18 protein-coding genes are annotated in these 24,463 nt (G+C 64.2%); 10 read left to right on the top strand and 8 right to left on the bottom strand.

The window, feature by feature from the left end; genetic code table 11:
• Nucleotides 1–91: 91 nt before the first annotated feature.
• The 7 genes from IVB45_RS35640 (at nt 92) to IVB45_RS35610 (ending at nt 8,814) form a co-directional block, all read left to right on the top strand.
• Entirely contained in the window at nt 92–1,228 is a 1,137-nt protein-coding gene (locus IVB45_RS35640; RefSeq protein ID WP_247357547.1) for an acyl-CoA dehydrogenase family protein, read from the top strand.
• Nucleotides 1,229–1,243: 15 nt separating this feature from the next.
• Complete coding sequence (locus tag IVB45_RS35635; protein WP_247357548.1) at nt 1,244–2,407, top strand: acyl-CoA dehydrogenase family protein; 1,164 nt, start codon at nt 1,244–1,246, stop codon at nt 2,405–2,407.
• Nucleotides 2,407–3,063, top strand: a complete 657-nt coding sequence (locus IVB45_RS35630; protein ID WP_247357549.1) for a glutathione S-transferase family protein — start codon at nt 2,407–2,409, stop codon at nt 3,061–3,063. Before IVB45_RS35635 ends, IVB45_RS35630 begins: the two co-directional genes overlap by 1 nt.
• A 182-nt stretch (nt 3,064–3,245) precedes the next feature.
• Nucleotides 3,246–4,046, top strand: a complete 801-nt coding sequence (locus tag IVB45_RS35625; protein WP_247357550.1) for an AraC family transcriptional regulator — start codon at nt 3,246–3,248, stop codon at nt 4,044–4,046.
• A 198-nt stretch (nt 4,047–4,244) separates the two neighbouring features.
• Entirely contained in the window at nt 4,245–5,111 is an 867-nt protein-coding gene (locus IVB45_RS35620) for a 3-keto-5-aminohexanoate cleavage protein (protein ID WP_027514515.1), read from the top strand.
• A gap of 113 nt (nt 5,112–5,224) precedes the next feature.
• Nucleotides 5,225–6,841, top strand: a complete 1,617-nt coding sequence (locus tag IVB45_RS35615; RefSeq protein ID WP_247357551.1) for a carboxyl transferase domain-containing protein — start codon at nt 5,225–5,227, stop codon at nt 6,839–6,841.
• Nucleotides 6,838–8,814, top strand: coding sequence for an acetyl-CoA carboxylase biotin carboxylase subunit (locus tag IVB45_RS35610; RefSeq protein ID WP_247357552.1), 1,977 nt, complete (start codon nt 6,838–6,840; stop codon nt 8,812–8,814). Before IVB45_RS35615 ends, IVB45_RS35610 begins: the two co-directional genes overlap by 4 nt.
• 105 nt (nt 8,815–8,919) lie before the next feature.
• On the opposite strand, the gene IVB45_RS35605 is transcribed toward IVB45_RS35610, so the two are convergent.
• From IVB45_RS35605 to IVB45_RS35575, 7 genes are all read right to left on the bottom strand, one after another.
• A complete protein-coding gene (locus tag IVB45_RS35605; protein ID WP_247357553.1) occupies nt 8,920–9,915 on the bottom strand; it encodes a dipeptide ABC transporter ATP-binding protein in 996 nt (331 codons plus the stop codon).
• A complete protein-coding gene (locus IVB45_RS35600) occupies nt 9,912–10,919 on the bottom strand; it encodes an ABC transporter ATP-binding protein (RefSeq protein ID WP_247357554.1) in 1,008 nt (335 codons plus the stop codon). The genes IVB45_RS35605 and IVB45_RS35600 overlap by 4 nt, the downstream gene beginning before the upstream one ends.
• Nucleotides 10,919–11,812: an ABC transporter permease gene (locus IVB45_RS35595; protein WP_018455966.1), complete on the bottom strand. Its 894-nt coding sequence runs from the start codon at nt 11,810–11,812 to the stop codon at nt 10,919–10,921. The genes IVB45_RS35600 and IVB45_RS35595 overlap by 1 nt, the downstream gene beginning before the upstream one ends.
• 9 nt (nt 11,813–11,821) lie before the next feature.
• A complete protein-coding gene (locus tag IVB45_RS35590; protein WP_247357555.1) occupies nt 11,822–12,769 on the bottom strand; it encodes an ABC transporter permease in 948 nt (315 codons plus the stop codon).
• Nucleotides 12,770–12,804: 35 nt separating this feature from the next.
• Nucleotides 12,805–14,403 (bottom strand): ABC transporter substrate-binding protein, encoded by a 1,599-nt coding sequence (locus IVB45_RS35585; protein ID WP_247357556.1) that lies wholly within the window; start codon nt 14,401–14,403, stop codon nt 12,805–12,807.
• Nucleotides 14,404–14,785: 382 nt separating this feature from the next.
• Nucleotides 14,786–16,336, bottom strand: coding sequence for an AMP-binding protein (locus IVB45_RS35580; RefSeq protein WP_247357557.1), 1,551 nt, complete (start codon nt 16,334–16,336; stop codon nt 14,786–14,788).
• Between the two features lie 18 nt (nt 16,337–16,354).
• Entirely contained in the window at nt 16,355–17,509 is a 1,155-nt protein-coding gene (locus IVB45_RS35575) for an iron-containing alcohol dehydrogenase (protein ID WP_247357558.1), read from the bottom strand.
• Between the two features lie 444 nt (nt 17,510–17,953).
• Here IVB45_RS35575 and IVB45_RS35570 point away from each other — a divergent pair, with 444 nt between their 5' ends.
• The 3 genes from IVB45_RS35570 to IVB45_RS35560 all read left to right on the top strand — a co-directional run bounded on the left by IVB45_RS35570 (nt 17,954) and on the right by IVB45_RS35560 (nt 23,814).
• Entirely contained in the window at nt 17,954–19,171 is a 1,218-nt protein-coding gene (locus IVB45_RS35570; RefSeq protein ID WP_027565971.1) for an efflux RND transporter periplasmic adaptor subunit, read from the top strand.
• Nucleotides 19,168–22,335: a multidrug efflux RND transporter permease subunit gene (locus tag IVB45_RS35565; protein WP_247357559.1), complete on the top strand. Its 3,168-nt coding sequence runs from the start codon at nt 19,168–19,170 to the stop codon at nt 22,333–22,335. Before IVB45_RS35570 ends, IVB45_RS35565 begins: the two co-directional genes overlap by 4 nt.
• A 285-nt stretch (nt 22,336–22,620) precedes the next feature.
• Nucleotides 22,621–23,814 carry an ABC transporter substrate-binding protein gene (locus IVB45_RS35560; protein WP_247357560.1) on the top strand — a complete coding sequence of 398 codons (1,194 nt, stop codon included), beginning with the start codon at nt 22,621–22,623 and terminating at the stop codon, nt 23,812–23,814.
• A 176-nt stretch (nt 23,815–23,990) separates the two neighbouring features.
• Here the strand turns inward: IVB45_RS35560 and IVB45_RS35555 are convergent, their stop codons facing one another.
• Nucleotides 23,991–24,377 carry an MAPEG family protein gene (locus IVB45_RS35555; RefSeq protein WP_106941367.1) on the bottom strand — a complete coding sequence of 129 codons (387 nt, stop codon included), beginning with the start codon at nt 24,375–24,377 and terminating at the stop codon, nt 23,991–23,993.
• Nucleotides 24,378–24,463 lie beyond the last annotated feature (86 nt).

The raw sequence follows: 24,463 nt of genomic DNA, 5'->3' as shown, positions 1-24,463 counted from the left end.
GGGGAGCCTTGGCCAGCCACTCCGCGCAAGTGAGCCGTCAAAGTTCCGGCCATGGTGCACGAGACGAATCCGCCAGCAGGGCGAGAGTGCGATGATGAGCCCGTTCTATACCGCCGAACATGACGGCTTTCGTGACGTGATGCGCCGCTTTGTCGACAAGGAGATTGCGCCCTTCGCCCACGAGTGGGACGAGGCCGGCGAATTCCCGCGCGCGCTCTATCGCAAGGCGGCCGAGATCGGGCTCTTGGGGCTCGGTTTCCCCGAGGAATATGGCGGGATCGCCGCCGACCAGTTCATGAAGATCGTCGCCAGCCAGGAGCTGGCGCGGGCCGGCGCCGGCGGCGTCAGCGCCAGCTTGATGAGCCATACGATCGGTTCGCCGCCGGTCGCGCGGGCCGCGCGCCCCGAGGTTAAGGCGCGCGTGCTGCCTCAGGTGCTCGCGGGTGAGAAAATCTCCGCGCTCGCGATCACCGAGCCGGGCGGCGGTTCTGATGTTGCGAGCCTCCGGACCAAGGCGCGGCACGATGGCGATCACTACGTCGTGAGTGGCGAGAAGACCTTCATCACCTCGGGTATGCGCGCCGACTATCTGACCGTTGCGGTGCGCACCGGGGGTGAGGGCGCCGGCGGCGTCAGCCTGCTCCTGATCGAGGGGGATACGCCGGGCCTGTCCCGGACAAAGCTGAAGAAGATGGGCTGGTGGGCCTCTGACACCGCGACCCTGCATTTCGACGAGTGCCGCGTACCGGCGGAAAACTTGATCGGCGAGGAAGGCCAGGGCTTCAAGATCATCATGCGGAATTTTAACAGCGAGCGCATGGGCATGGCGGCGGGCTGCACCGCGTTCGCGCGCGTCTGCCTCGACGAAGCCATTGCCTACGCCAAGGAGCGCAAGACATTCGGCAAGCCGCTCGCGCAGCACCAGGTGATCCGCCACAAGATCGTCGACATGGCGCAGAAGGTCGCCGCGTCGCAAGCGATGCTGGAGATGCTGGCCTGGCGGCTGGAGCAGGGTGAAAGCCCGGTCGCCGAAATCTGCATGATGAAGAACCAGGCGACCCAGACCATGGCATTCTGCGCCTCTGAAGCCGTGCAGATTTTTGGCGGCGCCGGCTTCATGCGCGGCATCAAGGCCGAGCGCATCTATCGCGAGGTCAAGGTCAACGCCATCGGCGGCGGCACCGAGGAGATCATGAAGGATCTGGCGTCGCGGCAGATGGGGTTGTGACGACGAGAGGAAGCAATGCTGTTTACCGCCGACCACGACGAGATCCGTCGTTCCTTACAGAAATTCATTGCCAACGAGATCAATCCGCACGTCGATGAATGGGAGCAGGCCGACATCTTCCCGGCGCATGAGCTGTTCAGGAAGATGGGCAGCCTCGGCTTTCTCGGATTGAACAAGCCGGTCGAATTCGGCGGATCCGGCCTCGACTATTCCTACGCGCTGATGATGGCGGAGGAGCTTGGGGCCATCAATTGCGGCGGGGTGCCGATGGCGATCGGGGTGCAGACCGACATGGCGACGCCGGCGCTGGCGCGGTTCGGCTCCGATGAAGTGCGGCGCGAATTCCTGGCGCCCTCGATCTCTGGCGACTATGTGGCCTGCATCGGCGTCTCCGAGCCCGGAGCAGGCTCCGACGTCGCCTCGATCAAGACCAATGCGCGCTCCGACGGCGACGATTACGTCATCGATGGTGGCAAGATGTGGATCACCAACGGCACTCAGGCCGACTGGATCTGCCTGCTCGCCAACACCGGCGACGGGCCCGTTCACCGCAACAAGTCGCTGATCTGCGTGCCCATGAAGACCAAGGGCGTCACTGTCGCGCGAAAGCTCGACAAGATGGGGATGCGCTCCTCGGACACCGCGCAGATCTTCTTCGACAATGTCCGCGTGCCCAAGCGCAACCGGATCGGCGAGGAGGGCAAGGGCTTTACCTATCAGATGATCCAGTTCCAGGAGGAGCGCCTCTGGGGCGCGGCCGCCTGCCTGAAGGCGCATGAATACATCATCAACGAGACCATCGAATACACCCGCAACCGCAAGGCCTTCGGGAAGTCGATCCTCGACAACCAGGTCGTCCATTTCAAGCTTGCCGAGATGCAGACCGAGGTCGAGCTGTTGCGCGCGCTGATCTACCGTGCCGGCGAGGCGCTGGTGGCGGGCGAGGATGTCACAAAACTGGCGACCATGGCCAAGCTGAAGGCCGGGCGGCTCGGCCGCGAGCTTACCGACGCCTGCTTGCAATATTGGGGCGGAATGGGCTTTACCAACGAGACGCCGGTCAGCCGAGCCTATCGCGACAGCCGCCTGACATCGATTGGCGGCGGCGCCGACGAGGTCATGCTGATGGTCCTGTGCAAGATGATGGGCACGCTGCCCGGCAGCAAAGGAATTTCCTGATGATCACGCTCTATCACTGCGACGGCGCGCGCTCGTTCCGTCCGCTCTGGATGCTGGAGGAAATGGGACTTCCCTACGAATTGAAGATGCTGCCGTTCCCGCCGCGGGTCTTCGCCAAGGAATACCTCGCGCTCAATCCGCTGGGCACCATTCCCTTCATGGTTGATGGCGAGACCAGGATGACGGAATCGTCCGGCATCTGCCACTATCTCGGCGTCAGACATGGACCGACGCCACTGATGGTCGGGCCGGAGGATCCCGCCTATGGCGCGTTCCTGAACTGGATGTATTTCAGCGACGCCACGTTAACCTTCCCGCAGACGCTGGTGCTTCGATACACCCAGCTCGAGCCGGAAGAGCGCCGCAATCCGCAGGTCGCCGGCGACTATGCCAAATGGTTCTTGGGCCGGCTGCGCGCCGTCGAGGCAGCCACCGCAACTACCGAGGCTTTGTGCGCCGGCCGCTTCACGGCCGCCGACATCGTGATCGGCTACGCGCTCCGCCTCGCCGATACTATCGGGCTCGCCAAGGATTTTGGGCCAAATGTCGCAGCCTATTGGGCCCGCTTGCAGCAGCGGGATGGTTTCAAGCGCGCGGTTGCTGCGGAGCAACAGGCCGGCGTCGAGCAGAACGTCGCGCCAAGGGTGAGGGCTTAGCTGTCGTCCTGGCGAAAGCCGGGACGACGATATCGCCAGGAGTTCCAGGTCGTCCGCCATCCGTCCCGGACTGCCGCCGTTTTGCGCTTCATGATAGCGCTATCCCGCCGTGACAGCGCCCAGATTTCCGCTAAGGTGACCTCCGTCCGCAGCGGCCAAAGAGCCGCGCGAGGAGGATCCCAATGGAAGATAACGGTCGCGAATCCGACCATTTGATGCTGATCACGCCGGAGCGGGTATTCTATGCCGGCCTGCTCGGCCGCCCCCGCAAGCGGACCCCCGGCTGCTGTCACGTCTATGTCGCGGTCAAGGGCAGCCTGCATCTGACGATCGATGATGCCTTCGCCACTGGCGAGCTGTTCGTCACCCTGCCGAACCAGCGGCATTCCATTGCCAGCGACTATCGCACCGCGATCAGCGTCACGCTGGAGCCGGAGAGCATGCCTGATGGCGTGATCGAGGTCTTGGCCGAGCGGCTCACCGGACCCGACAAGGCCGTCTATGCCCGCAAGATCCTCGCCGCCTACACGCTGCTGCGCCAGCGTCGCTACGGCGACATCACCACCGCCGAATTCGACGAGATGTGTTTTGGCGAAGCGCTGCCGCGCCGGGTGCTCGACCCCCGCGTGACGCGTGCGGTCGCCCGTATCGGCCGCTTCACAGGTGAGCCCGTGACGGCGGACACGTGCGCGGCGGACGCCGGACTTTCCGCTTCGCGTTTCCTGCATCTGTTCAAGGAAGAGACCGGCATCTCGTTCCGCTCCTTCCGCGCCTGGAAGCGCGCGCGGCATCTGCTGCACTTCGCCAACCAGGACCTCAATCTGGCCCATCTCGCGCAGGACATCGGCTATCCCGATTCCACCCATTTCAGCCACTCGATCCGCCGCTTCTACGGCCTGAAGCCGCGCGCGATCTTCGTCGGCTCGCGCGATCTTGCGATTTATCGCAGCAGCGAGACGGTGAGGCTTGCGGAGGCATCGTAGGATGCTCTCGTAGAGTGGGCAAAGCGAAGCGTGCCCACCTTCTTCGATCCATGCTGAGACAGGGTGGGCACGGCGCAAGAGCGCCTTTGCCCACCTTACGACATCTGGCCCCATTCCAGCTTCTCCGCGCAAGAAGCCGCATGCCGCCCATCACATGATCGCAAGCGTTGAATTATCAACGTGCGAGACATTCAAGGCATGAGCGACAAGGCCGTCATCACCTGCGCGCTGAACGGCGTGCTCACCGACCCGAAGCAGCACAACGTGCCTGTGACGCCCGAGCAGATGGCGCGCGAGGCCAAGGCTGCGTTCGATGCCGGCGCGTCCATCATGCACATCCATCTGCGTCAGCAGGCGCCGGACAAGGGGCATCTGCCGTCCTGGGAGGTCAGCGTCAGCAAGGAGATCCAGCAGGCGATCCGCGAAGCCTGCCCCGGCGTGATCATCAACCACACCTCCGGCGTCTCCGGGCCGAACTACAGCGGTGCGCTGGATTGCATCCGTGAGACCAGGCCGGAGATCGCCGCCTGCAATGCCGGCTCGCTGAACTATCTGAAGGTGAAGGCCGACAACAGCTGGGCCTGGCCGCCGATGATGTTCGACAATGCGGTCGAGAAGGTGAAGGACTATCTCGACGTCATGAACGCGGTCGGTACCATCCCCGAATTCGAATGTTTTGACGTCGGCATCGTCCGCTGCGTCGGCATGTACCGCCAGGTCGGCATGTACAAGGGCCCGCTCGAGTATAACTTTGTGATGGGCGTCGCCTCCGGCATGCCGTCGGATCCCGATCTGCTGCCGATCCTGATCAAGCTGAAGCGTCCCGAGGCGCAATTTCAGGTCACCGCGATCGGCCGCGAAGAGATCTGGCCGCTGCACCAGCGCTGTGCGGAGCTCGGCGGTCATCTGCGCACCGGTCTCGAGGATGCCTTCTATCTCGCCGACGGCAAGAAGGTGACGTCGAACGGCCAGCTGATCGAGGCCATCGCCGCCTGCGCCCGCCGTGCGGGCCGCGAGATAGCGAGCCCGGCGGAAGCGCGAAAGATTTTTGGGACGAATAGGTAAATTATCGCCTCAACCGTCATCGCGAGCAAGCGAAGCAATCCAGAATCTCTCGGTGGATGCAGCCTGGATTGCTTCGTCGCTTCGCTCCTCGCAATGACGAGCAGGATTGAGTTATGTCCATTCTCGAAAACGCCATCTCCCCCGGCAGCGCCGCCTACCGCGCCAATCGCGACGGCATGCTTGGCCTGATTGACCGCATGCGCGCGCTGGAAGAGCGCACGCGTGCGGCATCAGCCGCGGCGAAAGACCGCTTCCACAAGCGCGGCCAGCTGTTGCCGCGTGAACGCGTCGCGCTGGTGCTCGATCCCGGCGCGCCCTTCATCGAGCTGTCCACGCTCGCCGGCTTCATGTTCGACGTATCGGATCCGGACAAAAGCGTGCCCGGCGGCGGCGTCATCGCCGGCATCGGCTTCGTCTCGGGCATCCGTTGCATGGTCAGCGCCAACGATTCCGGCATCGATGCCGGCGCGCTCCAGCCCTACGGCCTCGACAAGACGCTGCGGGTGCAGGAGCTCGCGCTGGAGAACAAGCTGCCCTATGTCCAGCTGGTCGAAAGCGCCGGTGCCAATCTGTTGCGCTATCGCGTCGAGGATTTTGTTCGCGGCGGCAACATCTTCCGCAACCTCGCGCGGCTCTCGGCGGCGGGGCTGCCCGTCGTCACCGTGACGCATGGCTCCTCGACCGCCGGCGGCGCCTATCAGACCGGCCTGTCCGACTACATCGTCATGGTCCGTGGCCGCACCCGCGCCTTCCTCGCCGGCCCGCCGCTGCTGAAGGCCGCCACCGGCGAGATCGCGACCGAGGAGGAACTTGGCGGGGCCGAGATGCACACGCAGGTGTCGGGACTTGGCGACTACCTGGCCGAGGATGACCGCGACGCCCTGCGCATCGCGCGCGAGATCATGGCGGCGCTGGAATGGGAGCGGCCGGACCAGGGAGCTGCGCAATACAAGCCGCCGCGCTACGACCAGGACGAGCTGCTCGGCATCATGCCGATGGACCACAAGCGCGCCGTGGACATGAAGCAGGTCATCGCGCGCATCGTCGACGATTCCGACTTCACCGAGATGGCGCCGAACTACGGCCCGGCCACCGTCTGCGGCCATGCCCGCATCGAGGGCCAAGCCATCGGCATCATCACCAACAACGGTCCGCTCGATCCCGCGGGCGCCAACAAGGCGACGCATTTCATCCAGGCTTGCTGTCAAACCCGTACGCCATTGCTGTATCTGAACAACACCACCGGCTACATGGTCGGCAAAGCTTACGAAGAAGCCGGCATGATCAAGCACGGCTCCAAGATGATCCAGGCGGTGACGTCGGCGACGGTACCGCAGATCACCATCTATTGCGGCGCCTCGTTCGGCGCCGGCAATTACGGCATGTGCGGGCGCGGCTTCCATCCGCGCTTCTGCTTCTCCTGGCCCAACGCCAAGACTGCCGTGATGGGCGGTGAGCAGGCCGCCGAGACCATGGCAATCGTCACCGAAGCCGCCGCCGCCCGCCGCGGCAAGCCGGTCGAAAAGGAAAAGCTTGATGCCATGAAGGCGCAGATCGTCGGCGTGTTCGACGGCCAGATGGACGTGTTCTCGACCAGCGCGCGCGTGCTCGACGACGGCGTGATCGATCCGCGCGACACCCGCGCGCTGCTGTCGGAAGTGCTCGCGATTTGCCGCGAGGGCGATGCGCGCACGCCCCAGCGGATGCAATTCTCGGTGGCCCGCCCATGAGGAACGGATCAACGCAGCACCGACCGTTCTTCAGGGTCTTGATTGCCAATCGCGGCGAGGTCGCGTTACGGGTGATGCGCAGTGCGCGGAAGCTCGGGCTCGGTGTCGTCGCGGTCTATTCGGATGCGGATCGCGACGCGCTCCATGTGCAACAGGCCGACCAGGCCGTGCGCATCGGCGAGCCGCTGCCGAGGCAATCCTACCTCAACATTCCCGCGATCGTTGCGGCCGCAAAGGCCAGCGGCGCGGATGCCGTTCATCCCGGCTATGGCTTCCTCGCCGAAAACGAGGAGTTTGCGCAGGCCTGCAAGGATGCCGGCCTCGTCTTCATCGGCCCGTCGCCGCAGGCGATCGAAACAATGGGCAACAAGGCCGGTGCCAAGGAGATCATGAAAAAGGCCGGCGTGCCCATCGTGCCCGGCTATCAGGGCGCCGATCAGGGCGATGAGGTCATGCTCGCGGAGGCGAGAGAGATCGGCTTTCCCGTGATGATCAAGGCGGTCGCCGGCGGCGGTGGACGCGGCATGCGGCTCGTGACGGACGCGTCGTCGTTTCCTGATGCGCTGCGTAGCGCGCGGTCCGAGGCGAAGGCGGCGTTTGGCGATCCGACCGTGATCCTCGAACGCGCCATCCAGAATCCCCGTCACATCGAAATTCAGGTGTTCGGCGACAGCCATGGCAACGCCATCCATCTCGGCGAACGCGATTGCTCGGTGCAGCGGCGCCACCAGAAGCTGATCGAGGAGGCACCGTCGCCCGCTGTGACGCCGGAACTGCGCGCGAAGATGGGCGACGTCGCGGTCGCCGCGGTGAAGGCGCTGCGCTACGAGGGCGCCGGCACGCTCGAATTTCTGCTCGATGCGAGCGGCGAATTCTACTTCATGGAGATGAATACGCGGCTCCAGGTCGAGCATCCCGTCACCGAGGCGATCACCGGGCTCGATCTCGTCGAATTGCAGCTGCGCGTCGCGCGCGGCGAGCCGTTGCCGGTGAAGCAGCAGGACATTCGCTTCACAGGCCATGCCATCGAGGTGCGGCTGTGCTCGGAGGACGCCGCGCATGATTTCATGCCGCAGTCCGGGCGCATGGCGTGCTGGCAGGTGCCGGATGGCATCCGCGTCGAACATGCGCTGCAATCCGGCTCCGAGATTCCGCCGTTCTACGATTCCATGATCGCCAAGGTGATCGGCCATGGCGCGACACGAGAGGAGGCGAGGGGGCGCCTGATCGTCGGCCTCGAACAGCTCACCGCTTTCGGCGTGACCACCAATCAGGCGTTCCTGATGTCGTGCCTGCGTCATCCCGGCTTCGCCAAGGGCGAGGCGACCACGGCCTTCATTGGCGCGCATCGCGACGAGTTGCTGGCGCCGGGCACGGACGCCGCATTCGATGTCGCTTTGGCCGGCCTGCTGCTCTATGCCACGAACCCGCAGGCACCGTCGTGGCGCCGCGGACGGAGCCTCGCGGCAACGTTCCCGCTACCGGCGAAGATCGAGATCGCAGGCCAGGCGTATGAGCTTGAAGTCTGGCGCGAACGCGATGGCAGCTACATTGTCGCCAGCGACCGCCGGCAGGACAAGTTCGAGATCGACCGGCTCGATCTCGACATGATCCGCTTCCGTCATGACGGCGTGATGGACAGCGCCAAATTCCTGCGCGATGGCGACCGGCTCCACCTCCAGCGCCGCGGCATCCCGCTCGCGGCGTCCGATCTCACGCTCGCCGCGCCGAAGGCCGCCGCAAGCAACGGCGGCGACGGCAAGGTTCGTGCCGCCATGAACGGCCGCGTCGTTGCCGTCCTGGTCCAGCCGGGCGACCGCGTCAGTGCCGGTCAGCCGGTGATGACGCTGGAAGCGATGAAGATGGAGCACGTCCACAAGGCCGGCATCGACGGCGTGGTCGCCGCGATCGACGTCGCCGAGGGCGAGCAGGTGACGACGGGCCGGATCGTGGCCGAGATCGGGCCGAGGTAGAGCGGCAATCGTAGCTATCGTAGGATGGGCAAAGGCGCGCAGCGCCGTGCCCACCATCGTGCGGCAATTGCGATTGAATGGTGGGCACGCTTCGCTTTGCCCACCCTACGGCATCGCATTTGGTCGCCCCGTCCCGTCGTTGAGCAAACACGCGACCTGGTGCTCGTCGCCCGCATCCACCAGCGCCGGCCGCTCCGTCCTGCATCGCTCCATCGCAAACCGGCAGCGGGTGTGAAATGCGCATCCCGGCGGCGGATTGACCGGGCTTGGCACGTCGCCGTCGACCAGTGGCACGAGCTTTTTGGCGAGCGGATTGGCGACCGGCACCGAGGCGAGCAGGGCCTGCGTGTAGGGATGGCGCGGATTTGCAAACAGCTCGTCCTTGTCGGCGATCTCGACGATGCGGCCGAGATACATCACGGCGACGCGGTGACTGATATGGGCGACCACCGCGAGGTCATGCGCGATGAAGAGGTAGGAGAAACCGTGCTCGCGCTGCAGGTCAATCAGGAGATTGATCACCTGCGCCTGGATCGAGACGTCGAGCGCGGAGACCGGCTCGTCGCAGACGATCAGCCGCGGCCCCAGCGCCAGCGCGCGGGCGATGCAGATGCGCTGGCGCTGGCCGCCAGAGAATTGATGCGGGAAATTGTGCATCTGGTCGGGCCGCAAGCCGACCTGCTCGAACAGGTTTGCGGTACGCGCCTCCAGCGCTTTGCCGGTCGCGAGCCCGTGCACGAACAGCGGCTCGCCCACGATGTCTCCGGCAGTCATCCGCGGATTTAGAGAGGCGAAAGGATCCTGGAACACGATCTGCATCGAACGGCGGTGCGGCCGCAGCGCGGACTTGGACAGATGCGTGATGTCTTCGCCTTCGAGGCGGATCTGGCCCGAGGTCGGTTCGACCAGCCGCAGCACGCTGCGCGCCACCGTCGACTTGCCGCAGCCGGATTCGCCGACGAGGCCCAGCGTCTCGCCCACCCCAACCGAAAATGAGACGCCGTCGACTGCATGCACTGTGCCGATTTGTCGGCGCAACACACCGGCGCGCACCGGATAGTGCTTCTTGAGATCGGTGACTTCGAGCAGCGCCTCGGTCATGCCACCTCCGCCACTTCGGCCGCCCGCCAGCATGCCGCGAGATGGCCACCGCCCCAATCGGTGAGCGGCGGATATTCGGCCTCACAGCGCTTGATCGCGAGCTTGCAGCGAGGCGCAAACGCGCAACCCTTGGGCAGCCGCACCAGCGACGGCACCGTGCCGGGAATTTCGTTCAGCCGTGCTGGCGCGGCGACGCCCGGCGCCGGCACCGCCGGGATCGAGGCCATCAATCCGCGCGTGTAGGGATGTTTCGGCGCGGCGAACAGTGCCTCGACGCTCGCTTCCTCGACCTTCCGTCCCGCATACATCACGATGACCCGCTGCGCGGTCTGCGCGACGACGCCGAGATCATGGGTGATCAGCACGAGCCCAGTGCCGAGCTCTTTCTGAAGGTCCAGGATCAACGCCAGGATCTGCGCCTGGATGGTGACGTCGAGCGCGGTCGTGGGCTCGTCCGCGATCAGCAGCGCCGGCCGGCACGCCAGCGCCATCGCGATCATGGCGCGCTGGCGCATGCCGCCGGACAGTTGATGCGGATATTCCCGCGCGCGCCGAGCCGGTTCAGGGATGCGCACCAGGCGCAGCATCTCGATCGCGATGTCCCGGGCCTCCTTGCTCGACATGTTCCGGTGCAGCCGCACGGCCTCGACGATCTGGTCGCCGATCCGCATCACCGGATTGAGCGAGGTCATCGGCTCCTGGAAGATCATCGAGATGCGGTTGCCTCTGACGGCGCGCATCTCTGCTTCGTCCAGCGTCAGAAGATCGGTGCCTTCAAGCGTGACGGAGCCGCCGACGATGCGGCCGGGGGGATCAGGCACCAGCCGCATCAGCGACAGCGCAGTGACGCTCTTGCCGCAGCCGGATTCGCCGACGATCGCCAGCGTCTCGCCGCGCTTCACCGTGAAGGACACATCATCGACGGCCTTGAACAGACCGGAGTTGGTGAAGAACACCGTCTTCAGGTTTTTCACCTCGAGCACGAGATCGGATTTGTCAGTCATCAGCCGCGCTGCCGGGGATCGAGGATGTCGCGCAAGGCGTCGCCGAACAGATTGGCGCCGAACACCGCGAGGCTGATGGCGATGCCCGGGAAGATCACCAGCCAGGGCGCGGTGCGGACATATTCGGCGGCGGATTCAGAGAGCATGCGGCCCCACGACGGGTACGGCTCGGGAATGCCGAGGCCGAGGAAGGAGAGCGAGGCTTCGGTGAGGATGGTCGAGCCGAGCTGGGCGGTCGCAAGCACGATCAGCGGCGCCAGCGTGTTCGGCAGCACGTGACGGAGCGCGATGCGTACCTCGCTCATGCCGATCGACTTGGCGGCCTCGATGAATGGCAGCTCGCGCAGCGCCAGCGTGTTGGCGCGGATGACGCGCGAGACGGTCGGGATCAGCGGAATGGCGATCGCAATGATGACGTTCGGCAAGGACGGCCCAAGCGCCGCGGTCATGATCAGGGCCAGCACCAGCAGCGGCAGCGCCTGCAGGACATCGGAGACACGCTGAAACACGAGATCGACCCAGCCGGAGAGATAGCCGGAGGTGAGGCCGACGATGACGCCGATCGAGCCACCGAGTGCGGTCGAGCCGATGCCGACCGCGAGCGAGATCCGCGCGCCATGAATGATGCGGCTGAAGACATCGCGGCCGAAGGAATCCGTCCCCATCCAGTGTGCCAGGCTTGGACGCGCCAGTGCCCGGGCGGCATCGATCGTCAGCGGATCGTAACGCGCGATGAAGTCGGCGAAGATCGCGGTGAACACGAACAGGGTCATGATGACGAGCCCGGCCGCGCCCAGCACATGCCGCTGCGCCAAAAACAGCACGCGCCGCCAGCCGACGGTCGCGTGCGCCCCGGCGCGCCTCAGTTCAACGTCATAGTCGATTGCGGCCAACAGGTTCTCCTAATCCGTGTACCTGATGCGCGGGTCGAACACGGCGTACAGCATGTCGACGATGAAGTTCGCGCTTACCACGACGATGGCAATCAGCATCACCAGGTTCTGCACGATCGGATAATCGCGCCAGCGAATCGCCTCGACCAGGAAGCGCGCGACGCCGGGGATGTTGAACACCGTCTCTGTCACGATGAGGCCGCCGATCAGGAACGCCGCCTCGATGCCGATCACGGTGATGACGGGCAGAATCGCATTCTTCAGCGCATGCTGATAGTTCACGGCGGCATCCGATGCGCCCTTGGCACGCGCGGTGCGGATATAGTCCTGCCGCAGGACCTCCAGCATCGAGGACCGCGTGATGCGCATGGTCAGCGCCGCGCTGCGGAAGCCGACGGCGGCGGCGGGCACGGCATAGGTCGCGAAGGCTTCCAGCCAGGTCGCCGGATTCGGGTTGAAGATCGGCATCTGGTTGAACATCGCGACCGAGGCGGTGAGGATAAGCAGGCCCAGCCAGAACGATGGCAGCGACAATCCGCTGAGGCTCACCACACGTAACGCGTAGTCGAGCCTCGTTCCCTGCTTCACTGCGCTGATCACGCCCAGAGGAATGCCGATGGACGCCGAGAACAACAGCGCCAGCCCGGCGAGCCGTGCGGTGATCGGAATCCGTGGCAGGATCTCCTGGAGCGCCGGCTTTTCGGAGACGTAGGAGTAGCCGAAATCGCCGCGCAGGAAGCCGCTGATCCAGTGCCAATATTGCACCACCAGCGGCTGGTCGATGCCGAGCTCTTTTTCCAAATTGGCCTTGTCGGCGGGATCGATATAGCCGGCCGCGGCAAACAGAATGTCGACGATGTTGCCGGGGACGATGCGCAGCAGGAAGAAGATGACGATCGAGATCCCGAACAGGGTCACGAGCATCAGCAACAGGCGCCGCACCAGATAGGCAAACATGCATCGCCTCCCGTCGAACCCGTCAGTCGCCCGCGCTACTTGTCCATCCAGACATCCTCGTAACGATAGCCATTGTAGGAGCTGTTGGACATCACCGTCACGCCCTTGACGTAAGGTTGCCAGCAACTGCCGGTCCGTGCGTGGAAGATGATCGGGCGGGCGACGTCCTCCTGCAACTTCTTGTCGATGTCCCACACCAGCTTCTTGCGCTTGTTGATGTCGGTCTCTTGGGACTGCACATCGAACAGCTTTTCGATCTCCTTGTTGCAGTAATTGGTGTAGTTGCGCTCGGAGCCGCAGGAATAATTCTCGTAGAAGGACTGGTCGGGATCGTCGACGGCATTGCCGGTCAAATTGAGCCCGAGCATGTAGTCCTTGCGCGCGATCTTCGGGAACCAGTTTGCGGTCTCGACCACGTCGAGCTCCCCGTCGATATAAATACTCTTGAGCTGGTCGATCAGGATCACCGCGGGATCGCGATAGACCGGGATGTTGCGGGTCGAGACCTTGACCGCGAGATGCTTGTCCGGTCCGTAACCGGCCTTCTGCATCAGCTTTTTTGCGTCCTCGCGGTTGGCGTTGATGTCGGGGCCGTAGCCCGGAATGGTCTCGAGCATCTCCTTCGGCATGCCCCACAGCCCATTCGGCGGCGGCAGCATGGTCCCGCCGACGTCGCCCTGGCCCTCGAACATGATCGAGATGAAGGCCTTGCGGTCGAGCGACAGCGCCATGGCGCGGCGGATGTCGATATTGTCGAACGGCGGCGCAGACGAATTGACGATGATGTTGGTCGCGACATTGTTGGGTTCGACCACGCAGACCGCGTTCGGCGCCTGCGATTTGACGTCCTTGAGAAGCGGGATGCTCACTTCGGTCGGGAAGGCCATGTCGAACTTGCCGGCGACGAAGGCGAGAATGGCGGTCGAGCGGTTCGGGATGATGGTGAACTCGATGCCGTCGAGATAGGGCCGCCCCTTGCGCCAATAATCGGGATTGCGAGTCAGCTTGATCGATTCATTGGCCTTGAACTCGACGAACTTGAACGGGCCAGTGCCGATCGGGTGCGTGCGCATGTCGCCGGGTGAGACGTGGCAGGGATAGACCGGCGTGTAGCCCGAGGCGAGCAGTGCAATTAGCGAAGGCTGCGGCCGCTTCAGGTTGAAGGAGACCTCGAGATCGCCGTTGGTGGAGACATCGTTGACCTGTTCGTACCAGCTCTTGCGCGGGTTCTGCCGGAACTTCTGCTGCGACTTGCCCATCAGCATGTCGAAGGTGCATTTGACGTCCGCCGAGGTGAACGGCTTGCCGTCGTGCCACTTCACGCCCTGGCGCAATTTGAAGGTCAGTGTCTTGTTGTCGTTGACCCAGGCCCAGCTCTCGGCGAGCTCGGGCACGATGGTGTCCATGCTGTTCTGCGCCACGTCCTGCTTGTAGATGACGAGGTTGTTGAACACCGGCATGAAGGGAACGTTGAGCGAGTAGGTCGCGCCTTCGTGGATCGAGGCGTTGCCGGGACTGTCGCGGTGGTACATCCGCAAAATGCCGCCCTGCTTGGGCTCGCCGGCGAGTGCAATGGTCGAAAACGCAAGCAAAGATAGCGCCGCCGTCGCGGCGAGCGCTCGTACGCTCCGCATCCTCGTCCTCCCTGGACATCTTGTCTTTTAGGCCTTTTGCGGCCTGTTTGAGGGGACGATAGCGACGCGCGCGCGGTGAGGCAACCGGCAAGGTCTGCTACTCTCTTGGCAATTCGGATGACGGACGGCCGCAGGGGTTTTCTCTCACAAAGTGAGGGAGCCCAATCTCTGGCCACTAACTCCACCATCGTCCCGGCCTAGTGCGCAATTGCGCACGGGGGCCGGGACCCATAACGCGTGATCTATCGATACAGTCATCAGGAGTACCAAACGACGAATCTTCGCCAAACCACTCGCTGTGGTTATGGGTCCCGGCCCCCGTGCGCAATTGCGCACTAGGCCGGGACGACACCAAGTGTGTGGCGCGCGTCGGCCAAGCCCCTCACACGATCATGGACGCCTTGTTCCCCCAATAGCGGTCCCGCAGCAGCCGCTTGTACAGCTTCCCCGTCGGCAGCCGCGGCAACTCCTTTTCGAAATCGACCGAGCGCGGCACCTTCTGCCGCGACAGCGACGCCCCGCAGAACGCGATCAGCTCTGCGGCGAGCGCCTCGCCCGGCACGATGCCGGGCATCGGCTGCACCACCGCCTTCACCTCTTCGCCGAGGTCGGGATTGGGCACGCCGAACACCGCGGCGTCCGCAACCTTTGGATGGGTGATCAATAAATTCTCGCACTCCTGCGGATAGATGTTCACTCCGCCGGAGATGATCATGAAGGTCGCGCGGTCTGTTAGATGAAGGAAGCGGTCCTCGTCGACATAGCCGACGTCGCCGACCGTGCTCATGCTGCCGTCGGCCGATCGCGCCTCCTTGGTCTTCTCCGGGTCGTTGAAATATTCAAAAGGCGAGGCCGTCTTGAACCAGACCTGTCCTGGCGTGCCGGTGGGGCATGGTTTCATGGTCTCGTCGAGAATATGGAGCTCGCCGAGCAGCACCTTGCCGACGGTGCCGCGATGGGCGAGCCATTCCGCGCTGTCGCAGGCGGTGAAGCCAAGGCCTTCGGTCGCGCCGTAATATTCGTGGATGATCGGTCCCCACCATTTGATCATGTCGTCCTTCACCAGGGCCGGGCAGGGGGCGGCGGCGTGGACCGCGATTTCGAGCGACGACAGGTCATAGCGCGTGCGCACCTCCTCCGGCAGCTTGAGCATGCGCGAGAACATCGTCGGCACCAACTGGGTATGAGTAATGCCCCATTGCTGCACGAGCTGGAGGTAACGCTCGGGATCGAACGTTTCCATGATGATGACGGTGCCGCCCATCCGGATCGTGAGGTTCACGGCGGCCTGCGGCGCGGAGTGATAGAGCGGCGCCGGCGAGAGGTAGATCATGCCCTCGCGGTATCGCCAAAGCTTGGTCAGGAAATCGAACAACGGCAGATTGTGCTTTGGCGGCTCCTCCGGAAGGGGTCGCAGAATCCCTTTTGGCCGTCCCGTCGTGCCCGATGAATACAGCATGGCGGTGCCGAGCCATTCGTCCGGGATCGGCGTCTTCGGCAGATTGGCGGTCACCTCGGTGAGGCCGACGATGCGCTCGCTCTCGCCCGGGCCGTCGGCGACGATGCACAGTTTGATGTCGGGGCAGACCTTGATCGCCTCGCGCGCGATCTCAAGCTTCGCAACCGACGTGATCAGGATTTTCGACTGGCTGTTGACCAGGAGATAAGCGAGCTCGCCCGGCGTCAGGAACGAGTTGATGCAAGTGTAGTAGAGGCCGGAGCGCTCGCCCGCGCCGCAGGCTTCGAGGTAGCGCGAATTGTTCTCCATGAAGATCGAATAATGGTCGAGCCGCTTCAAGCCGTGTTTGCGGAACAAATGCGCCAGCCGATTGCTGCGCGCATCGAGCTCGCGATAGGTGACGGCCTCGCCAGTCGCCGCCATGATGAAGGCGGGCTGGAGCGGGCGCAGGCGGGCATGCTGACCTGGGTACATCGGTCCTCCGGCTTTAGATCATGCGGCAAGAAGCAGGATTTCGCGCACCTGAGCGGGGCCGTCGATCTTGCGCGGGTTGCGCGGAATCCAGTTCGTGCGCATCGCAGCGTCCGCGATGGCGTCGAAATGCTCCGGCGAGACGCGTACATCGGCGAGGCTGCGCGGCACGCCGAGCGAGCGGATGAAGGCGTCCAGCACATCGGCCGCCTTGTGACCGGGAAAGCCCATCGCGGCCGCGACGATCATCTGGCGCTCGGCATTGTCGGGCGCATTCCAGCGCATCACGGCCGGCAGCATGATGCAGGAGGTGTAGCCATGCGGCACGTCGAAGGCTGCACCCAGCACGTAGCCGATGCCGTGGCTCGCCCCCATCGGCACGCCGGCGGCGAGGGCGCCCATCGACAGCCAGGTGCCGATCTGCGCATCCATGCGCGCGTCGAGGTCAGCAGGGTCAGCCTTCACCCGCGGCAGCGCGTCGGCGAGCATCGCGAGGCCCTTCACCGACTGCGCGTCGGCATAGGGATGCGTCTCGCGCGAGCAGATCGCCTCGACGCAATGATCGATGGCGCGGATGCCGGTCGAGAGGAACAGCCATTCCGGCGTGTGCACGGTGATGGCAGGATCGAGGATGGTCGCGCGCGGAACGCTGAGCGGATGCCGCAGCATCTGTTTCACATGGGCGGTGCGGTCGGTGACGCCTGCGATCGAGCTGAACTCACCGCCGGCGATCGTGGTCGGGATGCTGATCTGACGCACGGTCGGCGCATTCATCTCGGGCGCGACGCCCTTGTGCACGCGGATACGCTCGATGCCGTCGACATCGTCGATGCCGTTGGCGAGGCAGAGCTGCACCGCCTTGGCCCCGTCGGTGATCGAGCCGCCGCCCACGGTGACGATCAGGTCGGCGCCCGCGCCGCGCGCCGCATTGGTGGCGGCGATCACCGCCTCCCGCGGGGTGTGCGCCGGCATGGCATCGAAGACGCCCGCGCAATTTGTGCCCAGGGCCTGTTTGATCTTCGTGATTTCGTCGGTCTGGCGGTTGAGCGTCCCCGAGACCATCAGGAAGGCGCGGCGCGTCCCCAGCCGGTCCATCTGCGCGACCACGGCTTCGGCCGCGGGATGGCCGAACACGACTTCCTCGATCGCGCCGTAAAAGACACGTCCCTGGTGCACGCCTGTCCTCCCCGGACAATTCGACTTATTTTTGTGGGGGGTAGTCTAACCGCGCTGGCGGCATTCGTCATGCGCGAAGACGCTGGCCGAGAGGTCGTCATGCCCGGCTTGTACCGCCTGCGCGGCCGAAGCCGCTTCTGCGAGGCGAAGGCCCGGGCGTCCACGTTCTTTGCGCCACGGGGCAAGACGTGGATGGCCGGGTCAAGCCCGGCCATGACGCTGTGGAAGCGTTAATGCCCCAAGTTTTTCTGTCAGATGCAATAGCTCTCGCCGCAAGCGGGGAGAGGCGAAGAAGAACCTGTCAACCCATCATCCGGCTAGGGCATCTCGCCGAGCCTTGCGCGCGCTTTGGTCTTGAAGAGTTCACCATTGCGACCCATCTTGTGGCGCCCGCGGGTACAGGCGTACCCTGCTATTTCCGCGGTTTTTATGCGAGGACCTGGGATGACTGGACCGGACGGAAGCGAGCAGTTTGTCAAAAGGCACGATTTCGTTTCGCCTCGACCTCGCGTGATCGCGGGGCTTCTCGCCGCGGCATTCGGTCTTGCGGGCTGTGGACAGCCGACCCCGCAAGCGGCCGCCCCGCCGCCCGCGCCGGTGACCGTCGCCCAGCCGGTCAAGCGCACCGTCACCGATTGGGACGAGTTCACCGGCCGCTTCGAGGCCATGGAGGAGGTGCAGGTCCGCCCGCGCGTCGGCGGGTTTGTCAACTCTGTCGAATTCCAGGATGGCGCCATCGTTCGTCAGGGCGATCTGCTCTATGTCATCGACCCACGTCCGTTCGAGGCGGTGGCCACGCAGGCGGAGGGGCAGCTTTCCGATGCGCGTGCCAAGGTGGAGCTTGCAAAGCGGGAGCTCGATCGCGGTTTGAGCCTGGTGCAGACCAGCGCCGTCTCCGAGCAGGTTGTCGATCAGCGCCGTCAGGCCTTGCAGGCCGCGCACGCTGCCGAAACACAGGCCGAGGGTGCGCTCAAAGTCGCCAAGCTCAATATCGAATTCACGCATGTGACGGCGCCGCTGACCGGCCGCGTCAGCCGCCATCTCGTCAGCCCTGGCAATCTCGTGCAGGGCAGCGATACCGGAACATCGACGCTGCTCACCTCGATCGTGACGCTCGACCCGATCTATATCTATTTCGACATGGATGAGGCGACCTTCATCAAATACAGCAAGCTGTGGTTCGAAGGCCGCCGCCCGAGCTCGCGCGATACGGCGAACCCGGTGCAGGTGACGCTCGCCGGCGAGACGAAACCATCCCGTGAAGGCAGCATCAATTTCCTCGACAACCGCCTCGATGTCTCCACCGGCACGCTGCGCAGCCGCGCCGTGATCAAGAACACCGATCTGTCGATCCTGCCGGGTCAGTTCGGTCGCGTCCGCCTGATCGGCAGCGCGCCATATGAGGCGCTGCTGATTCCCGACGTCGCGGTTGCGACCGACCAGTCGCGCAAGATCGTGTTCGTGGTGAAGCCGGACGACACTGTCGAGGCGCGTCCCGTGACGCTAGGGCCGCTCGATGACGGCTTGCGCGTGATCCGCGAAGGGCTGAAGGCTGACGATCGCGTCATCGTCAACGGCATCCAGCGCGCCCGTGTCGGCGCCAAAGTCGCTCCGCAGACGGCGCCAGCGCCGGCCGGTGGCAAGCCCGGTGACAAGTCATGAATCTTGGCCGTCTCTCCATCAACCAGCCCATTCTCGCGATGGTGCTGTCGATCGTGCTGCTGATCGTCGGCGCGCTCGCGTACACCACGCTGCCGGTCTCCGAATATCCGCAAGTGGTGCCGCCGACCGTCGTCGTCACCACGCAATATCCTGGCGCCTCCGCGCAGACCGTGTCCGACACGGTTGCAGCTCCCATCGAGCAGGAGATCAACGGCGTCGAGGACATGCTGTATCTCTACAGCCAGGCGACCTCGAACGGCCAGCTCACCATCACCGTCACTTTCAAGCTTGGCACCGATCTCGACAAGGCCCAGGTGCTGGTGCAGAACCGCGTCGCGATCGCGCAGCCGCGTTTGCCTGAAGAGGTTCAGCGCAACGGCGTCACCACACGCAAGAACTCGCCCGACATTTTGATGGTCGTGTTCATGCTGTCGCCGGACGACACTTTCGACCAGCTCTACATCTCCAACTACGCGCTGCTCCAGGTCCGCGACCAGCTGCTCCGGATCGACGGCGTCGGCGACATCCAGATCTTCGGCGCACGCGATTATTCGATGCGGCTATGGCTCGATCCGGATAGAATCGCCAATCTCGGCTTGACCTCGGCCGAAGTGCTCGCCGCGATCCGTGCGCAGAACGTGCAGATCGCGGGCGGCCAGATCGCCGAGCCGCCGATCGCGGATCGCGCTTTCCAGCCGAACCTCACCTTTACCGGGCGATTGAAAGACCAGAAGCAGTTCGAGGACATCCTGATCAAGGCCGGCTCCGACGGCCGCACGGTGCGCCTGCGCGACGTCGCCCGCATCGAGCTCGGTGCTCTCGCCTACTCCACCAACAGCTTCCTGCTGCGCAAATCGGCGGTCGCCATGCTGGTGACGCAGCGGCCGGGATCGAACGCACTCGCGACCGCGAAGAACATTTCGGACACGATGACGAAGCTGAAGGAGACCTTTCCGAAAGGCCTCGACTTCAATATCGGCTACAACCCGACCGAGTTCATCGCGCAGTCCGTCCATGAGCTGATCAAGACCATCTACGAGGCCATGTTGCTCGTGGTCATCGTGGTTCTGGTGTTCCTGCAAGGGTGGCGACCCGCGATCATTCCGATCATCGCGATCCCGGTGTCGCTGGTCGGCACCTTCGCGGTGATGGCGGCGCTCGGCTTCTCCATCAACAATCTCACGCTGTTCGGGCTCGTTCTCGCCGTCGGCATCGTGGTCGACGACGCCATCGTGGTGGTCGAGAATGTCGAGCGGCATCTCGAGCATGGCATGAGCCGGCGCGACGCCGCGCTGAAGACCATGGAGGAGGTCGGCGGCGCACTGATGTCGATTGCGCTGGTGCTGTGCGCGGTGTTCGTCCCGACCGCGTTTCTGGGCGGCATATCCGGGCAATTCTTTCAGCAATTCGCCGTCACCATTGCGGTCGCGACCGCAATCTCCTGCTTCTGCTCGTTGACGCTATCGCCGGCGCTGGCCTCGCTTCTCCTCGTCCCGCACGAGGAGAAGCGGCCGCCGGCGCGCTGGAATATCCTCGCCCGCGGCTGGAGTGCTTTCACGGGCGTCTTTAACCGCGTGTTCGACCGTCTCGCGCATGGCTATGCCGGCCTCGCCAATTTCGTGATCCGGCATTCGGCGGTGATGATCCTGATCTACGTCGTGCTGATCGGCAGCGCCGGCTGGCTGATCGCCACCACGTCGCAAGGCTTCATTCCGGCGCAGGACCGCGGCTACGTCATCATCTCCGTGCAATTGCCGGGCGCCGCTTCGCTGGCACGCACCACCGAGGTCGTGCGCGAGATCGAGCGGATCGCGCTGGATACGCCGGGTATCATCCGCGTCGCCGCTTTCGCCGGCTTCTCCGGCGCGACGCGGACGCAGGCCGGCAACGCGGCGGCGCTCTTCCCGGTGTTCGACGAGCCCGAGGCGCGGATCAAGAAGGGATTGTCTGCGAACGCCATCACGGTCGAGCTGCGCAAACGCCTGGCCGCGATTCAGGGTGCCTTCATCATCGTGATTCCGCCGCCGGCCGTGCCCGGCATCGGCACCGGTGGCGGCTTCACCATCCGCATCCAGGACCGCCAGGGCCGTGGGCCGGAGATGCTCGCCGCAGCTACTGACGAGCTTGTCGCCGCGGCGCGCAAATCGCCCTCGCTGCTCGCTCCCTCCGTGTTCTCTCCGTTCTCGGCCAATACGCCGCAGCTCTTCGTCGACATCGACCGCACCAAGGCGCAGAAGCTCGGCGTTCCCATCGCCGGCATCAACGACACGATCCAGACCTATTTCGGATCGACCTATGTCAACGACTTCAACCTGTTCGGTCGCACCTATCACGTCACCGCACAGGCGGACTTCCCGTTCCGGAAAGAGCCGAGCGACCTGTCGCGCCTGCGCACGCGGAACGCCTCCGGCGACATGGTGATGCTGGGCAGCGTGGTCGAGTTCAGGGACGTCTCGGGCCCCGACCGCGTCGCGCGCTACAATCTCTATGCGGCGTCCGAACTGCAGGGCGAGCCGGCGCCGGGCACCAGCTCGACCACCGCGCTCAACACCATCAAGAAGCTCGCCGACGATACCCTGCCGAGCGGCTTCACCTTCGAATGGACCGACCTGTCGTACCAGCAGATCACGGGCGGCAATGCGGGTCTCTACGTGTTCCCGATCTGCGTGCTGTTCGTCTATCTGGTGCTCGCTGCGCAATATGGCAGCTGGACCCTGCCGTTCGCGGTGATCCTGATCGTGCCGATGTGCCTGTTAGCCGCCACCATCGGCGTGCGCATCATGGGGCAGGACGTCAACATCCTCACCCAGATCGGTTTCGTCGTGCTGGTGGGATTGGCGGCGAAGAACGCGATCCTGATCGTCGAGTTCGCCCGCGACATCGAGAAGGAAGGCAAGCCGCGGCTGGAGGCCGTGATCGACGCCTGCCGCCTGCGCCTGCGGCCGATCCTGATGACGTCCTTTGCCTTCATCCTCGGCGTGCTGCCGCTGGTGATCTCGTCCGGCTCTGGCTCGGAGATGCGGCAAGCGGTCGGCGTCGCCGTGTTCTTCGGCATGATCGGCGTCACTTTGTTCGGGCTGTTGTTCACGCCGATCTTCTACGTGGTGGTGAGGAACCTGGCCGAGGGGAAGAACGAGGGGAAGCCGAAGGCGGTGGCTCCATAAGTATCAGTGGCAGCAACCGAGGCTCCAATATTCACGCTGTCGTCCCGGCGAAGGCCGGGACCCATAACCACCGAACGTGGTTTGGCGAAGACTCGTCGTTCGGTGCTCCTGCCGAATGCAACCGATGGATTCCGCGGTATGGGTCCCGGCCTTCGCCGGGATGACAGCATTGGGTTGGACGCCGATCTTTCCTACTAACGGCCTAGGCCGAAATGGATGGGCACCGCCGGGGTTCTTCACTAGTATCCGCGCGATTTCAAAACAGAAAACTGCTGGGAGCAACCTATGAAATCAGCACTTTTGGCCGCTGTCGCAATTTCGGCCTTGCTGGCGGCCGCGCCGGCCTCTGCGCAAGGCGTCAAGATCGGCATCCTCAACGACCAGTCCGGCGTCTACGCCGATTACGGCGGCAAATGGTCGGTCGAGGCCGCCAGGATGGCGATCGAGGATTTCGGCGGCGAGGTGCTGGGCCAGAAGGTGGAACTCGTCACCGCCGACCACCAGAACAAGCCGGATCTCGCGACCTCCATCGCGCGGCGCTGGTACGATGTCGAGAACGTCGACATGATCACGGAGCTGACGACCTCATCAGTCGCGCTCGCGATCCACGAGCTCTCCAAGGAAAAGAAGAAGATCGACATCGTGGTTGGCGCTGCGACCTCGCGCCTCACCGGCGATGCCTGCCAGCCCTATGGTTTCCACTGGGCCTATGACACCCGCGCGCTCGGCGTCGGCACCGGCGGCTCGCTGACCAAGGCCGGCGGCGACAGCTGGTTCTTCCTCACTGCGGACTATGCCTTCGGCTACGCGCTGGAGAAGGACACCAGCGAGATCGTCACCGCCAATGGCGGCAAGGTGCTCGGTTCGGTGCGCGTGCCGCTCAACTCCTCGGACTTCTCCTCCTTCCTGCTCCAGGCGCAGAGCTCGAAGGCGAAGATCGTCGGCCTTGCCAATGCCGGCCTCGACACCACCAACTCGATCAAGCAGGCGTCCGAGTTCGGCATCGTCTCCGGTGGCCAGAAGCTCGCGGGCCTCTTGATGACGCTCGCCGAAGTGAACGGTCTCGGCTTGCAGGCCGCGCAAGGCCTGGTGCTGACCGAGGGCTATTACTGGGACATCAACGACCGCACCCGCAATCTCGGTGAACGCTTTCTCAAGCGCACCGGCCGGATGCCGAACATGATCCAGGCCGGCACCTATTCGGCGACGCTGAGCTATCTCAAGGCGGTCAAGGCCGCTGGCACCAAGGATCCGGATGCGGTCGCCAAGAAGCTGAAGGAGTTGCCGGTCGACGACGACTTCGCGCAAGGCGGCAAGGTGCTCGAGAACGGCCGCATGGTCCACGACATGTATCTGTTCGAAGTGAAGAAGCCCTCGGAATCGAAGAAGCCCTGGGACTATTACAAGCAGCTCGCGGTCGTTCCCGGCGAGAAGGCGTTCTTCACGGCCAAGGAGAGCGGCTGTCCGCTGACGAAGTAGGGCCAGGACCGCGCCAATAACTCCTATGTCGTCCCGGCGAAAGCCGGGACCCATAACCCCAGGGAGAAGTTGTGGGCGCGAACTGGTAACTCCGAGTCATCGTCAAACCACATCCCGTGGTTATGGGTCCCGGCCTTCGCCGGGACGACTCTGAGGGTGTGGCGGTTGCCCGCCCCTCACACCAGCCGCAGCACCACCGCGCCCAACGCCCCCGCCCACAGCGCAATCGCCGCGACGCCCTGGATCATGAAGCCCGGGCCGCGTTTAGCGGCAGCCTTCGAATAGCCGATGAAATAGACAATGCGGCCGATGATCCACACCGCGCCGATGCCGGCCGCGATGGCGTCGCCGATATAGATCGCGAACAGCCACAGCGCCGGCAGGACGATCGGCATCCATTCCAGCGTGTTCATCTGAATGCGAAACGCGCGCTCGAAATCCGGATGGCCTGACGTGGCCGGCACCTTAACACCCGTCTTGGTCCGCGCCCGCGAGACATTGATGCAGGTGAAGAAATAAAATGCGATCGCCAGCAGCGTGACGAGGGCGGTGAGACGATACATCGTTGGTTTCCTTAAAGCGTTTTCGAGCGAAGTCGACACCCGGTCCGCGTAAAGAAAAACGCGTCAAAACGAGGATCTAGACAGGT

Source organism: Bradyrhizobium sp. 4 (genome assembly GCF_023100905.1).
Classification (GTDB): domain Bacteria; phylum Pseudomonadota; class Alphaproteobacteria; order Rhizobiales; family Xanthobacteraceae; genus Bradyrhizobium.
The sequence above is the reverse complement of the archived record's forward strand: the minus strand, read 5'-3'. Positions and strand labels throughout refer to the sequence as shown.

Coding starts and splice junctions, on each gene's coding strand:
- IVB45_RS35635 (WP_247357548.1), top strand. CDS start 1,244: ATGCTGTTTACCGCCGACCACGACGAGATCCGTCGTTCCTTACAGAAA.
- IVB45_RS35585 (WP_247357556.1), bottom strand. CDS start 14,403: ATGCGGAGCGTACGAGCGCTCGCCGCGACGGCGGCGCTATCTTTGCTT.
- IVB45_RS35605 (WP_247357553.1), bottom strand. CDS start 9,915: ATGACCGAGGCGCTGCTCGAAGTCACCGATCTCAAGAAGCACTATCCG.
- IVB45_RS35610 (WP_247357552.1), top strand. CDS start 6,838: ATGAGGAACGGATCAACGCAGCACCGACCGTTCTTCAGGGTCTTGATT.
- IVB45_RS35590 (WP_247357555.1), bottom strand. CDS start 12,769: ATGTTTGCCTATCTGGTGCGGCGCCTGTTGCTGATGCTCGTGACCCTG.
- IVB45_RS35580 (WP_247357557.1), bottom strand. CDS start 16,336: ATGTACCCAGGTCAGCATGCCCGCCTGCGCCCGCTCCAGCCCGCCTTC.
- IVB45_RS35640 (WP_247357547.1), top strand. CDS start 92: ATGATGAGCCCGTTCTATACCGCCGAACATGACGGCTTTCGTGACGTG.
- IVB45_RS35625 (WP_247357550.1), top strand. CDS start 3,246: ATGGAAGATAACGGTCGCGAATCCGACCATTTGATGCTGATCACGCCG.
- IVB45_RS35600 (WP_247357554.1), bottom strand. CDS start 10,919: ATGACTGACAAATCCGATCTCGTGCTCGAGGTGAAAAACCTGAAGACG.
- IVB45_RS35630 (WP_247357549.1), top strand. CDS start 2,407: ATGATCACGCTCTATCACTGCGACGGCGCGCGCTCGTTCCGTCCGCTC.
- IVB45_RS35560 (WP_247357560.1), top strand. CDS start 22,621: ATGAAATCAGCACTTTTGGCCGCTGTCGCAATTTCGGCCTTGCTGGCG.
- IVB45_RS35615 (WP_247357551.1), top strand. CDS start 5,225: ATGTCCATTCTCGAAAACGCCATCTCCCCCGGCAGCGCCGCCTACCGC.
- IVB45_RS35620 (WP_027514515.1), top strand. CDS start 4,245: ATGAGCGACAAGGCCGTCATCACCTGCGCGCTGAACGGCGTGCTCACC.
- IVB45_RS35555 (WP_106941367.1), bottom strand. CDS start 24,377: ATGTATCGTCTCACCGCCCTCGTCACGCTGCTGGCGATCGCATTTTAT.
- IVB45_RS35565 (WP_247357559.1), top strand. CDS start 19,168: ATGAATCTTGGCCGTCTCTCCATCAACCAGCCCATTCTCGCGATGGTG.
- IVB45_RS35570 (WP_027565971.1), top strand. CDS start 17,954: ATGACTGGACCGGACGGAAGCGAGCAGTTTGTCAAAAGGCACGATTTC.